Genomic DNA, 12934 nt, shown 5'->3' on the forward strand with positions numbered 1-12934 from the left:
AATTGTTGGATTTTGTCGTTGTCTTTTACGATCGAAAGCAATTGTTGTTAGAAATAGTAGTGAAATCAACAACATCTTTAGTAAATAGAAAGAATTTTTGTCGAAAAAAATTTGAGAGCCTTTGATTTTTGAATACATTCGCTCAGCTTGAAAATACTATATAAAAAAAGTGATGAGGAGTTATGCAATGAAACCAACTAATGAGCAACTTACTTCGGCAGAAATGGGTAAGCTATGGGCGGTCTACATGGGGAACTCAATGGCCATTTGCGTGTTAACCTATTTTCAAAAACATTGCCAGGACCCTGATATAATGGAGATTCTTAAAAAAGCAAAAGGCCTCAGCGAAAAAATAATAACTGGAATTACAGAGATATTCAAAAAAGATAATTTTCCAATACCAATTGGATTCGACGTTAAAAAGGATGTTAACCTAGAGGCACCTAGATTGTTTGTAGATGAATTTTACCTTCATTATTTAAAGTATACTGCAAAGGCAGGGCTTAGCCTTTACTCTACTGCGATTCCTATGATGATACGGAAAGACGTTAGAGAACTTATTCTTAATATTGACCACAATACAATTCAATTTTTAGTTGCTCTAAATGAAACTCTAGAGAATAAAGGTTTTTTAACAAAACCACCAATCATCCCAATCCCTAAGGAAGTAAGTTTTGTCGAAAAATAGAACTATCTAGCTGGATTCCTTGGTGACGTTAGACCGCTACATGCTTTAGAAATTGCTCACCTTCAAGATAATCTTGAAAACAATGTGGCGAGTAAAGGGTTATTGATTGGATTTAGCCAAGTAGCCACTCATAAAAAAGTAAGAGAGTTTATGCAACGCGGTGTGGAAATTACCCATAATCATATTAAAGATGCTAGGGAAAAATTAAATGAAAATAATCTACCAGGGCATCCATTACTTGATGATTTAGTGGAACCATCATCCATCCCTCCTTTTTCAGACAAGTTGATGGTTTTCCATAAGATTGATATGTTCTCAATGAAGATTCGGTCTTATGCTAACGCAATGTCAACAAACGGTAGACGAGACCTTGGGATGATGTATGGTAAGTTCATTATCGATGTAGGAAAATTCGCAGAAGATGGCGCAAATATCATGATCGACGAACACTGGTTTGAAAAACCACCACATGCTGTCGACAGGAAAGCACTTCTTGATGAACGATAAAATGAAAAAGTCAGGCAACCATAGTAACGGGTTCCAATTCGGGGTGCAAAAATTAAAATCACAATAGATTTTTGGCGTGAATTCTCTCGTGAATTCACGCCTATATTTTTATTGATAAATTAACGTATATCGTACTATTATTGAAAATTCTCCTAGTAGTTCGCATAAAGTTTCATTAGAGTGACAATACTTATTGTCCGCCTAGAACATTTGAGTGAAAATGGATGTGAAATAGCCTGCGAATTGAGGTATTAAAATGAAATTCATTCAACCAAAAGGGAAAAACAGAAAAAAATCTACTTGGCATGTATCAGAACAGACTAAAGCCATAGTAAAATACTATGCCCAGTATAAATGACAGCTCTATTAGTTTAATTAAGTAATATAAAATTAAGGACTAATTGCTAAAACTATTTTCAACATATTCCCTTATTTTCTTCCATTCATTATTTTCTTTACGAAATGTTTCTACAAAAAGTAATTTTACATCGGTCATTTCCCCATCAACTTCAAAATAAACCCAAAAAACAGCTACACCTTCTTGTTGTTTATTGATTTCTATTAGAATGTCGTTAAATATCCATTTAGGGCTTCTTCCTTGATACAGCTTATATGCTTGAACCCAGCCTTGTTTAGCTTCATCAAAGGTCCAATCTGAAACAATCGTATCAGGATTAGCCCATCTAACTTTCATTTGATTTGATTGATGTTCAGACATTCTCTCTGCATCTGAACTATTCCAAGATTTTCGATATTCTACTAAAAAACTCTTAAAGTCTCGTAATAATGTTTGTTCCATTTTATCACTCCTTAATTGGAAAAATCTGATAATATAAATTTATCATAGGTGACTTTCGTTGAGAACACACAACTTTCAACTATCATTTTACTAACTGTTTCGTCATTATTACGATGCTTGATGATATCAAGAAATGAAACCAACTCAAATAATGGTCGAGGTATTTTGTAGCCATACCATTAAAACGGTTTATCCTGCCTTTAAGTCGACTGTGATGACTATTTACATTTGCTTTAGACCTGTTATTTTCATTAAAGAAAGTATAAGGAACCCGAAAATCTGAGCCAATGGCAGAAAAAAACGCTGCTGATATTGAAAATCAACAGCGTTTTCTTATGTGATTATTGTTGCGAATTTCCCCTTAATTTTTGAGGAGAAATAGGATGTGTTTTATCTAGTTTGCACCTCAAAACGGAACCCGTTACAACCATAGCCTGACTTTTTTATTTAAGGTAATGTAACTACAAAAGCTCGATTATTCCCCTTTTTTCTTTCGCAACCAGTTTGCTAATATTCAAATCCTGTCCTCGTTAGTTAGAGAAACTAGACATCCAAAACGTTTCAAATTTATTAAAAGGATTTTAGTATTTATTATCGAAATACATATAAATCTTATCATTTTTAAAAAGGGCGGAAGCGAAAAATGTCAGAAACACATGGCAATATGTTTAAGATTAGACAAGCGGTCGGAGCAATCGTTTATAGAGACAATTATTTTTTACTTGTACATAAAACAAAAATAAATACACAAACAGGAACAGAAACAATAGATGGCGAGTGGGATTTTGTTAAAGGAGGAATCGAAGATAGTGATGTATCGCCAAGAGATGCAATCCTCCGTGAATTGCAAGAAGAAACAGGCTCGACCGATTTTTTGATCATTAAGCAGTTTGATGAAAAAATTCACTTTGAGTTCCCTGAAAAAATGAAAAAGAAAATCGGATATGATCGCCAGGAAACCATGATGTTTTTAGTTGAATTCACAGGTGCCAATTGCGACTTAGCTCCTGTAGATAAAGAAATTGCAGACCTTCAATTTATTCCGGAAAAAGAGGTCGGCGACAAACTTACTCACGAAGATACAAGAAGCTTTTTTATGAAAAATCTGTCTCAACAAAGCACAAAAAGACAGGATGGAAAAATGTGTGACAAGTAGAATGAAGGTAAGGAGTGAGGGAAATGAGTTGGCTAGAATCATTACAGAACGCAATTGATTATATGGAGGATCATCTGCTTGATGATGTCTCGATTGAGGAGATATCGAGTCATGCAAATGCATCACCGTTTCATTTTCAACGGACATTTTCGATTCTAACAGACATTACAGTGGGTGATTACCTCCGCCGACGCAGGTTAACATTAGCAGCTGAAGAACTATCGAGAACAGACACAAAGATTATTGATCTAGCCTACAAATATTGCTATGACACTCCCGAGGCTTTCACAAAAGCCTTTCGGAAACAACACGGTGTAACGCCAAGCGATGTCAGAAAGGGGATTGGAAAGCTGCAATCATATAGCCGCCTGGTCATTCAGGTGAGTCTGAAAGGAGCAGATCCAGTGAAGTACCGAATTGTAGAAAAGGAAGGATTTAAAGCAGTTGGGGTGAAACGACAGTTTTCATGTGTGAATGATGAGCATCTTATGATGATCCCGAAATTATGGGATGAAGTGAATTCCGATGGTACCTGCGATTCATTAATTCCACTAATGAATGGCGAAACGAACGGATTATTAGGTATTTGTGTTAGCGAGCCAAATACCAGAGCAATCGATTATTGGGTGGCAGTGGAAAACAGAGATGGCGCATCAGGAAAGTACGACATTTTAGACTTACCAGCTTCAAAATGGGCCGTATTTGAGGTTCATGGCGCGATGCCAAACGCGATGCAAGACGCATGGAAAAAAATCTACTCAGAATGGTTTCCATCAAGCGGGTATACGTATGCAGGGACTGCTGAATTCGAACTATACCCAGAAGGAAACGCAGCAGACCCCAATTACTACTCAGAAATTTGGATACCAGTAAAGTAAAGAGAGAGCCCCAAGGAGATTCCTTGGGGCTTTAAATGTAGGGTAATTTTCGCTAGTGGCAGTAAGTTGGCGATTAGCGGCAGTATTTTTGGAATAGTGGCAGTATTTCCGAATTAGTGGCAGTAACCAAAAGGTTATAGGCCTGATTAAGTGAGTGATTCCTGAAAAAACATGTCATCGCGACCACTTATGGCTGATAATCCAAAAATATGGCTAATAAATAAAATTTATGGCCAATAAAATGAATTTATAGCCAATAATTAAAACTTATGGCTGTTAACCCAAATTTTTCGAAACGGCCTTTTAGCCCACAACCAAATACAATTAGACAGAAATTTCGGAAAAACATATAATGGAAATATCTAAAATACATATAACTAGTAAACGTTTAAATAAGGAGGGACGAAATGAACATAACACATATTCGTCTGTTAGTAGATAACTATAAAGAATGTTTCTTATTTTACCGAGACACATTAGGTTTTGAAGTTTCATGGGGGGATGAAGAATCCAATTATGCTGATTTTACTGGAATTGGTGGAGCGAAGTTAGGTCTTTTTGAAAGAAAACAAATGGTGGCTGCGATCGGTACTGAATATGTACCACTTGTAGAAAATCAGGACAATTCGGCATTGATTTTTAAAGTGGAAAGTGTCGAGGATACATACGAAAAAATGAAGGATAAACTTGAGTTCATCACGAAGCCACACGAACAAGTTGATTGGATGCTGAAGGTTGCACATTTTCGAGACCCAGCAGGCAATTTAATTGAAATCTATGAGAATCTTTAAACCTGCATTGTAAAACAAGAAGGAGTGCTGTCCATGCATTATGGCTGGGTTGTGGTTTGGATTACATTCGTTGCGGTATTGATAGCAGCTGGAATTCGCTCAATTACAGGTATTATTTTAATTCCGCTAGAGCAAGAGTTTGAGTGGAGCCGTTCATCCATTTCATTTGCATTTGCTATTAATCTCATACTCTATGGAATTTCAGGGCCGTTCATTGCTGCTGGGCTTGAGAGATTAGGCGTTCGAAAAATCATGGCCTACTCGATGGTCCTGTTAGTTATCGGATTAATTACAAGTTTGTACATGACACATATTTGGCAGCTTCACCTCATTTGGGGAGTCATTATTGGGATAGGTTCGGGCGTTTTTTTATCCGTACTTTCAGCAAATATCGCAACGATTTGGTTTGAAGAAAAGCGCGGAATGGTTTTGGGTCTCCTTATGGCTGCAACCGCTGCGGGGCAAATGGTCTTTTTACCGTTATTATCATTTTTAACTGAGGAATTTTCCTGGAGAGTAGGAATGACTGTATTTATCGGACTCGGACTCCTAATAACCCCGATCATCTTTATTTGGATGAAGGATCATTCACGTGATAAGGGGCTTCTTCCTTATGGGGCAACCAAGGAAGAAGTGAAAAATGAAACGAAAAAGAATCCAATCACTTCTGCCTTTGAAGTGCTATGGATTGGAATGCGCTCTGTACCGTTTTGGTTACTGTCAGGTAGTTTCTTCATTTGCGGCCTGTCGACTGCAGGTCTTTTAGGTACACATTTTATCCCAGCCTCAACCCACCATGGAATTCCCGAGGTACACGCAGCGAGCATCTTCGCGTTCATGGGTGTTTTTAATATAATTGGAACGATGATTGCGGGCTGGTTATCCGATCGATTCGACAACCGCTGGCTCTTATTTTGGTTTTATGGTCTTCGAGGACTGTCGTTACTCGTGTTGCCGTATGCTCTTCAGATGCAGTCGTATGTGATGCTTATCGCCTTTGCTGTATTTTATGGATTGGACTGGATTGCTACGGTTCCGCCAACGGTTCGACTAGCAGCTGACTTCTTCGGAAAAATAAATGGGCCGATTATTTATGGCTGGGTGTTTGCAGCCCACCAAATCGGATCTGGAGTAGCTGCATATTTAGGTGGATATTTTTACGAGGTTTTCCATAGCTACACCATCACGTTTCTATCCGCAGGAGTCCTATGTATCGTTGCAACCCTGTTTGTATTAATCATAAAAAAACAAGCCACAATCATTCCCCAGGACCCTAGTGTGACGGTTAGTAAATAAACGAAGAGGAGTATCTGGTTTTTTACTACAAAAAAAGAAGGTGTAATGAAAATGAAAAAAGGAAATCCATTTCTACATAAAATTGAAACAGAAGAAGAGTTGCGCTCGATGATGGGTACTCCAAGTGAGTTAGTCAAAAGAAAAGCTATTTCTTATCTTGATGAAAATTGTGTAGAGTTCATTTCTAACTCACCATTTCTTGTCCTTTCTACGTCTGATGAATCTGGCTTTTGTGACGTCTCTCCAAGGGGGGATCATGCAGGTTTTGTTCAGGTGTTAAGCAGGAAGTATTTACTCATACCCGAGAGACCTGGGAATAAGAGAATGGACTCACTTCGAAATATTTTAACGAATCCTAGGATAGGTCTTCTTTTTATGATTCCAGGATTAGGTGAAACAATGAGAGTGAATGGAAAAGCCACGGTGGTCAAGGACCATGAACTCTTTGAGGAAATGGCCGTTAATGGGAAAAAGCCACTGATAGGCATAGGAGTTGAGGTAGAGGAGTGCTTTATCCATTGTGCCAAAGCCTTTATCCGTTCAGGATTATGGAAGCCTGATTCTTGGCCGGATCAAACGCAATTACCATCTCCAGCAAAAATGTTACTTGAACACACGAAACTCCCTCATGCAACAAAAGAATCAATCCAGAGTAGTCTTGAAGAAAGCTATTCGAAAAGACTTTATTAGATTGGTAGGACGAATTAAGATGTACGTAAATAGGTGCGTTAATCCATAAAGTTAAACGCACCTATTCTTGTTTGACAAATAATTCTATTACAGCGCGGGATTAGGGTATTTTACCCCCGTTGTTTTTCTTTCTCCACAACCAATAGTTTAATCAACGCTTTGCAACACATCACAATACCAGTGAGAAATGCTGCAAGGGTATAGCCAAAGGGTAAGTAAAAAAAGCAAAACAAAGTGGAGACAAACAACCAAATAAGCCAAAAAAGTAACTCTTTATTCATTTGTTGCATTCACTTTCTCAGCATTGAGGATATGTTCACTGATTACTTTTGCCAGCGCATCAACTGTGTTTTTTATTTCTTTCATGTCATTATCGACGCCACCGACCTCGATGAGAATGGAGTTTTCCGCTAAGTCCTGATTGTACACTCCATTTCCTTGGTCCAGTCCCTTTCCGATCACACCCCTGCTGATTCCTGGGAACTGCGATTCGATAGATTTATCTAGAGCCTCGGCCAAGGCATAGCTTCGTTCAAAATTTCGACTCGCTTTTCCTACCACAAAAAATACTCTCGCATATGGTTTATTGTTAATGGTAACAGTTGTTACATCTTTTCGAACACTGTCACGATGAATATCGATTAGAAAGTCGATATCGGAGTCACTAGCCATTGCCGATTGAACAATCTCACGCGAGACTGCATAAGATTCAGTCGTGTCCCACCCTTTTTCCTTCAATAATTGCCCAATATTCGTCTTATCGACAACTGCCCCAATTCCGTATTTTTCTAACTCTTTTCCTAGAAGTTCGCCAACAACTGTAATGTTTGTTTTAGAATCGACCGCTTTATTCATGTCCGGGTCACTAGTAAGTCCAAGAAGAGGTAAGTAGGATTCATAACTGTGAGAGTGGTAGATTAGCACCTTGTTATCCGTGGCTAGGTTGACTGGTGGAGTTTTCGGATCTTCCTTATTAAACTCATCCAGTTCCTTTTGAGCCATTTCTCTTTCTTGTAGTAAGACATCCAAAGGTGGGGCCGATTCGTATGGGAGATTGGTGAAATCTGTACCCTCCCCAGATATCAGGATTTCGGTATGATGCAAAGATAATCCGGGTAGTTCATGGCCGAAAAAGCTTCGCAAATCACCATAATTAAATTGAAAGGTTGATTCTACTAAGGTTTTTGTGAAAGATTCTTGTTCCACGGTTAAAGATTGTCCGAAATAGGCATTTTCAGATTCAAGTAATTTTACAAAAAACTCAGTTGGAAAGGTTCGAATGTTAATATCGATTTCGCGAAAACTCATCCAATCTTTTTTAATAGAGGATATGCTTGATGCGGCTGCAAAACAAATGAGTACGGTTAAGATAAACAGAAGGGCGACTCGTGGAATCAACATTTGCCCATACCCTAAATTTTTCATGATATCCGTCCTTTATTGCTTTTGGACATATATATGAATAATTGTACCTAAATAGAATGTCTATTTTCCTATGATCGATTTTGTTCAAATGAAAAAAGCATGGCGGACCATGCTTTCCAGGGCAAAACTCTCTTACTTATCTTCTCGTAATAAATACTCATTTCCATCTTGATCGTAGAAGGTGAACATAGAGCCATACGGCATTTTTTGTAGTTCCCCAACTTTAACTCCATTTGAGTTCATATTTTCATAAGCAGAGTCGATATCAGTTGTGCTGAAAAGAATCGATGGATGAGAAACCTTTGATGGGTCATGCTGCTTCATAGCTGCCTTCGCATAGAGTACCAACGTCGTAAACTCGTTCTCACTTGGACCAACTTCTATCCAAGAGAATTCGGGTCCCATTGGTTGTTCAAACTTTAAAACAAAGCCAAGTTTGTTCACCCAGAAATCCTTTGCTTGTTCTTGATCTTCCACATAAACAGTTACTTTACCAATTTTATTAATCATCATTATCACCTATTTCTATAGTGTCATCTAAATGTTAACAAATCAGCAAGTAAAAACGAAATACTTGTATAACAAAAAATACAGAGGCCATCTAGCCTCTGCATTTACTACTTAATGTCCGCCGCCGTTTCCAAAATTACTACCCGTCACATCAGCGATATTTTCAATCGCAATCAATGCACTTGGATCCAGTTCATGAGAAATTTCCTTTAATGTGGAGAGCTCGATCCGACTAACAATTGTATAAATTATTTTCCTTGGTTCATTTGTGTAGGCCCCTTCACCATGAATAAAGGTAATTCCACGACCCAAAACTTTATTCAATTCATTAGCAAGCTCATCAGGCATATCAGAAATAATGGTTACTGATTTTAATTCTTCCAAGCCTTCAACCACAATGTCAATCATTTTAAAAGCAATGTAATATGTAATTATTGAGTACATGGCTGTTTCCCAACTGAATACGAGCAAAGCAGCAAGAATAAAAATAAACACGTTCGTAATCATCACAAATTGTCCAACAGATACGGGTCGTTTCCTACTTACGATGATGGCCAAAATTTCTGTACCATCTAAAGCCCCACCAGTCCGAATGACCAATCCGACACCTGTTCCTAAAATAACCGCCCCAATAATCGTTGCTAAAAATAGATCATTTGTTACAGGTTCAAAATGATGCAAATAAGCAGTAAAGGCGGATAATACAACAACGCCATATAACGTATGTAAAGTAAATTTAATTCCCATTTTTCGATACCCAAGAAAAAGGAAAGGAATATTTAAAACAATAAGGAAGATACTCATTGGAACTCCAAATATCTTGGACGCAATGATGGACAGACCGATAACCCCACCATCCAAAATATCATTTGGAACTAAAAAGAGTTCCAACCCAAAGCCCGCGATGAGAGCCCCGATGGTAATCATAATAAGTTGTTTAATTTCTGTTAATACCCGTTTTTTCTTTGTTTTACCCACAAAAACCAAGCCTTTCACTATTAAAAATAAAATTTACTTATTAATATTACCACATATGACGGACATGCTTACAATTTTTGAAGGAAATTAATACCTTTAAGTGGAAAAATATAATAAGTAAATTTAATAAGTTTAGTAAAGGAGAACAAATGAATCAATTCAATAATTTTGAGGAATACAAAGATCCGGCCCTTTATGACCGAGAAAATGACCCTTTCCAAGATGATGTGGAATTCTTAAAAAAATGGGCTGCAAAAGTTAACGGGCCAATGATTGATTTGGCTTGTGGAACAGGTCGAGCAACAATTCCCTTAGCAGAAGCGGGACATTCTCTTATTGGGGTAGACATACATCATGGCATGCTTTCTCAAGCAAACAAGAAAACAGAACATGCAAACCTAAACATTGAGTGGATTGAGCAAGACTGCACGAATCTCCAATTAGGTGTGAAAAGTCCACTCATTTTTATCGTAGGAAACTCTTTTCAGCATTTCCTTACGAATGAAGAGCAGGATCAGCTTCTAACTTCCGTTCACAATCACCTCGAAGTAGAGGGGATTTTCATCTTCGGCACGAGGTTCCCAAGTCTGGATGAATTGCTTCAACCACCTACTGAGGAATATTGGCGAAGCTATAAGGATGAAACAGGGAAAACGGTAGATGTCTACACGATTAGTAATTATGACACGCTTCAGCAAGTGCAACACTATATAACGATTAGACGACAAAAAGATGACAGTGGTAAAACAGTTGGAGAACAGAAAACGAATATCAAATTGCGTTATGTTTATCCGCAAGAGATGGATCGTTTACTCAAACAAAATAGATTTGAGATTCTAGGTGTTTACAAAGATTGGGATGAATCGCCAATAACGAAAGATAGCCAACAAATGATTTATGTCTGCAGAAAGGTGTCGGAATGAATGGAAATAATCACAGGGCTGGCATCCATCACATTAGTAGCTTTATAAGTTCATCAAAAAAGGAAGTGGAGAAGTGGTCGTAACCAAGCAATTTGCCCAAACCATAGAAACCGCTGAAATAGAGGTATTGCACTCTAGACTAACAGCTATACAAGTGATCGAAGGAAATCCGATGGGCGTAGAAGTGAAACACTTTGGAAGTGCAAAGGCCTTTTCTGTTAAGAACATTCCAGGGCCATCGTTCAACACGGTAAAGGGTTTATCTGATGGTGATGAGAAATACGTAGATGAAATCATTCATTTTTACAATCAGAAGAATATTCCTGTTCGATTAGAACTAACGCCGGGACATGTTTCTTCGGATTTCCTTATGTTCCTTAGCAACAAGGGCTTATATCAATACGATTTTCACGCAACTCTTTACTCAGAACATCCTTCACATGAAGATACGGACACTCATTCTAAAATCAATGTTCGCGAGTTAGAACATCATGAATTTGATTTGTTCGCCGAAATTTACACGAAGGGCTTTGGTATGCCGGCATTTTTAAAAGATGGGGTCGCACAGAATAACAAAATACTTTACGACAATGAAAATTGGACATTCTATCTTGCAAATATTGAGGATGAACCAGTGGGTATAGGAGTTTTATATACACACAATAGCATTGGAACTCTTGCAGCCGCAACGACCTTGCCAGAATTTCGTAATCATGGTATACAAACAGCATTAATTAAGAAGCGGATGCAAAAAGCACTGGAAAAAGGATGCAGTTTAATTGTAAGTCAGGCAAAATTTGGCTCAGTCAGTCAAAACAACATGGAACGAGCAGGTATGCACATAGGTTATACAAAGGCTATTTGGATAATGAAATAAAGGAGAGGTTTCGATGGCACGAATAGTAGGTTTTGAAATCACCAGCCAGGACCCTGAAAAAGCAGTGAAATTCTATTCAACGGTTTTCGGTTGGGAATTTGAAGAACCAAATTGGGGGTTTTGGCCTGTTAAAAGATCAGGTCTAGTAGACATTCAAGGTGGGATTAGCAAAGGCCCGCATGATTATCCACATGGAACGAGAATCCAAATTGAAGTTGATTCGATAAAGGATACAATTGTGAAAGCTGTAGACAACGGTGCAATGATTGTCCGTGAAAAAATGGAGTTTGATGATTTCTTCTTGGCGTATTTAGTCGATCCAACCGGAGTTGGTTTTGGATTAATAGAAAGAAAGTAATAGGAAAAATGTAAAACGATATCGAATTGAATGGGGGACTTCGGGTGATAAATTATCCTCTATTAATGAGTGGAGCAACTATAGGGGTAACGGCACCGTCATCGGGGGTAGAAACAGAGCTTCATGATCTTATTGGATCTGCCATTACTCGTTTGGAGCAGAAGGGGTTTACTATCATTTGTGGTGAAACTGTTTGGACACAGGAAAAAGCAAGGTCTGCACCAGGAATAGAGCGTGCAGACGAGTTTAACGAAATGATGGGCAGTGAAGAAATCGATCTGATTATTCCACCCTGGGGTGGTGAATTACTTATTGAAATTCTTGAACATCTCGACTTTGACAATTTCAGAAACAAATGGATCCTAGGTTACTCAGATATAAGTGGGTTACTACTGGCTATAACATTGAAAACAGGTTTGGCAACTGCACATGGAACAAACTTAATAGATTTAAGAGGAAAGGATTCGGACCCGACGACAGCAATGTGGCAAACCGTCTTATCCACAAAGAAGGGAGAATCAGTCATCCAATATTCATCAGAAAAATACCAAAAGGAATGGCAGCATGATAATCCAACACCTCACATTTTTCATCTAACCGAACCGACCTACTGGAAAACAACAGGAAAAGGTGTAGTAACTATAAAGGGAAGAATACTTGGTGGCTGTATTGATATCGTTAGACATTTAATAGGTACCCCATATGGAGATGTTAGGAAATTTAATAAAGACTTTCTTGATGGTGATTCCGTGGTCTGGTATTTCGAAAATTGCGAGCTTGTAACAACCGATTTGCGTCGATCCCTCGTGCAAATGAAGCTAGCGGGGTGGTTTGAAAATTGTGAAGGCATTATGTTTGGCAGAAGTCCAGCAAATAATCCAGTTGAAGATTATACTGTAGAGGATATCTATCAAGAACTCACAGAGGAACTAAAGATTCCGATTATATATGATATCGATTGTGGCCATGTTCCACCACAAATTACATTTATTAATGGAGCATATGCCGAAATTGAAGTAGTAAACGGAAAAGGAACTGTTTTACAGACGTTTAAGTGA

14 protein-coding genes and 2 pseudogenes are annotated in these 12934 nt (G+C 38.1%); 11 read left to right on the top strand and 5 right to left on the bottom strand.

Annotated elements, in window-relative coordinates:
- The first annotated feature begins 187 nt into the window (after positions 1 to 187).
- Together NST91_RS05090 and NST91_RS05095 are read left to right on the top strand one after the other, a co-directional pair.
- Positions 188 to 688: a DUF3231 family protein gene (locus NST91_RS05090; protein WP_341330276.1), complete on the top strand. Its 501-nt coding sequence runs from the start codon at positions 188 to 190 to the stop codon at positions 686 to 688.
- Between the two features lie 27 nt (positions 689 to 715).
- A pseudogene (locus NST91_RS05095) lies at positions 716 to 1195 on the top strand (DUF3231 family protein); the annotation flags it as partial.
- A gap of 397 nt (positions 1196 to 1592) precedes the next feature.
- On the opposite strand, the gene NST91_RS05100 reads toward NST91_RS05095, so the two are convergent.
- Positions 1593 to 1994, bottom strand: a complete 402-nt coding sequence (locus NST91_RS05100; RefSeq protein WP_341330277.1) for a hypothetical protein — start codon at positions 1992 to 1994, stop codon at positions 1593 to 1595.
- Between the two features lie 11 nt (positions 1995 to 2005).
- Positions 2006 to 2223, bottom strand: a pseudogene (locus NST91_RS05105) (IS1595 family transposase); the annotation flags it as partial.
- 414 nt (positions 2224 to 2637) lie between these two features.
- On the opposite strand from NST91_RS05105, the gene NST91_RS05110 reads away from it, so the two are divergent.
- From NST91_RS05110 to NST91_RS05130, 5 genes are all read left to right on the top strand, one after another.
- On the top strand, positions 2638 to 3150 hold the full coding sequence (locus tag NST91_RS05110; protein WP_341330278.1) for an NUDIX hydrolase: 513 nt from the start codon (positions 2638 to 2640) through the stop codon (positions 3148 to 3150).
- Between the two features lie 23 nt (positions 3151 to 3173).
- Positions 3174 to 4028: an AraC family transcriptional regulator gene (locus tag NST91_RS05115; protein WP_341330279.1), complete on the top strand. Its 855-nt coding sequence runs from the start codon at positions 3174 to 3176 to the stop codon at positions 4026 to 4028.
- 407 nt (positions 4029 to 4435) lie between these two features.
- Positions 4436 to 4819 (top strand): VOC family protein, encoded by a 384-nt coding sequence (locus NST91_RS05120; RefSeq protein ID WP_341330280.1) that lies wholly within the window; start codon positions 4436 to 4438, stop codon positions 4817 to 4819.
- Between the two features lie 33 nt (positions 4820 to 4852).
- A complete protein-coding gene (locus tag NST91_RS05125) occupies positions 4853 to 6115 on the top strand; it encodes an MFS transporter (protein WP_341330281.1) in 1263 nt (420 codons plus the stop codon).
- 51 nt (positions 6116 to 6166) lie between these two features.
- Positions 6167 to 6805 (top strand): pyridoxamine 5'-phosphate oxidase family protein, encoded by a 639-nt coding sequence (locus NST91_RS05130; RefSeq protein ID WP_445724480.1) that lies wholly within the window; start codon positions 6167 to 6169, stop codon positions 6803 to 6805.
- A 273-nt stretch (positions 6806 to 7078) separates the two neighbouring features.
- Here the strand turns inward: NST91_RS05130 and spoIIP are convergent, their stop codons facing one another.
- The 3 genes from spoIIP to NST91_RS05145 all read right to left on the bottom strand — a co-directional run bounded on the left by spoIIP (position 7079) and on the right by NST91_RS05145 (position 9718).
- Positions 7079 to 8230: a stage II sporulation protein P gene (gene spoIIP / locus NST91_RS05135; protein WP_341330283.1), complete on the bottom strand. Its 1152-nt coding sequence runs from the start codon at positions 8228 to 8230 to the stop codon at positions 7079 to 7081.
- A gap of 132 nt (positions 8231 to 8362) precedes the next feature.
- On the bottom strand, positions 8363 to 8740 hold the full coding sequence (locus tag NST91_RS05140) for a VOC family protein (RefSeq protein WP_341330284.1): 378 nt from the start codon (positions 8738 to 8740) through the stop codon (positions 8363 to 8365).
- Positions 8741 to 8851: 111 nt separating this feature from the next.
- Positions 8852 to 9718, bottom strand: a complete 867-nt coding sequence (locus NST91_RS05145; protein WP_341330285.1) for a YitT family protein — start codon at positions 9716 to 9718, stop codon at positions 8852 to 8854.
- A gap of 149 nt (positions 9719 to 9867) precedes the next feature.
- On the opposite strand from NST91_RS05145, the gene NST91_RS05150 reads away from it, so the two are divergent.
- The 4 genes from NST91_RS05150 to NST91_RS05165 all read left to right on the top strand — a co-directional run bounded on the left by NST91_RS05150 (position 9868) and on the right by NST91_RS05165 (position 12934).
- A complete protein-coding gene (locus tag NST91_RS05150; RefSeq protein WP_341330286.1) occupies positions 9868 to 10641 on the top strand; it encodes a class I SAM-dependent methyltransferase in 774 nt (257 codons plus the stop codon).
- Positions 10642 to 10714: 73 nt separating this feature from the next.
- Entirely contained in the window at positions 10715 to 11518 is an 804-nt protein-coding gene (locus NST91_RS05155; protein ID WP_341330287.1) for a GNAT family N-acetyltransferase, read from the top strand.
- Positions 11519 to 11531: 13 nt separating this feature from the next.
- A complete protein-coding gene (locus NST91_RS05160; RefSeq protein WP_341330288.1) occupies positions 11532 to 11876 on the top strand; it encodes a VOC family protein in 345 nt (114 codons plus the stop codon).
- 44 nt (positions 11877 to 11920) lie between these two features.
- Complete coding sequence (locus NST91_RS05165; protein ID WP_341330289.1) at positions 11921 to 12934, top strand: S66 family peptidase; 1014 nt, start codon at positions 11921 to 11923, stop codon at positions 12932 to 12934.

Origin of the sequence: Ferdinandcohnia sp. FSL W7-1320 (assembly GCF_038050315.1) — a bacterium.
GTDB classification, from domain to species: Bacteria; Bacillota; Bacilli; order Bacillales; family Bacillaceae_L; genus Ferdinandcohnia; species Ferdinandcohnia aciditolerans.

Excerpts from the sequence above, each read along its gene's own strand:
- NST91_RS05090 (WP_341330276.1), top strand. The coding sequence starts at position 188 with ATGAAACCAACTAATGAGCAACTTACTTCGGCAGAAATGGGTAAGCTA.
- NST91_RS05100 (WP_341330277.1), bottom strand. The coding sequence starts at position 1,994 with ATGGAACAAACATTATTACGAGACTTTAAGAGTTTTTTAGTAGAATAT.
- NST91_RS05110 (WP_341330278.1), top strand. The coding sequence starts at position 2,638 with ATGTCAGAAACACATGGCAATATGTTTAAGATTAGACAAGCGGTCGGA.
- NST91_RS05115 (WP_341330279.1), top strand. The coding sequence starts at position 3,174 with ATGAGTTGGCTAGAATCATTACAGAACGCAATTGATTATATGGAGGAT.
- NST91_RS05120 (WP_341330280.1), top strand. The coding sequence starts at position 4,436 with ATGAACATAACACATATTCGTCTGTTAGTAGATAACTATAAAGAATGT.
- NST91_RS05125 (WP_341330281.1), top strand. The coding sequence starts at position 4,853 with ATGCATTATGGCTGGGTTGTGGTTTGGATTACATTCGTTGCGGTATTG.
- NST91_RS05130 (WP_445724480.1), top strand. The coding sequence starts at position 6,167 with ATGAAAAAAGGAAATCCATTTCTACATAAAATTGAAACAGAAGAAGAG.
- spoIIP (WP_341330283.1), bottom strand. The coding sequence starts at position 8,230 with ATGAAAAATTTAGGGTATGGGCAAATGTTGATTCCACGAGTCGCCCTT.
- NST91_RS05140 (WP_341330284.1), bottom strand. The coding sequence starts at position 8,740 with ATGATTAATAAAATTGGTAAAGTAACTGTTTATGTGGAAGATCAAGAA.
- NST91_RS05150 (WP_341330286.1), top strand. The coding sequence starts at position 9,868 with ATGAATCAATTCAATAATTTTGAGGAATACAAAGATCCGGCCCTTTAT.
- NST91_RS05160 (WP_341330288.1), top strand. The coding sequence starts at position 11,532 with ATGGCACGAATAGTAGGTTTTGAAATCACCAGCCAGGACCCTGAAAAA.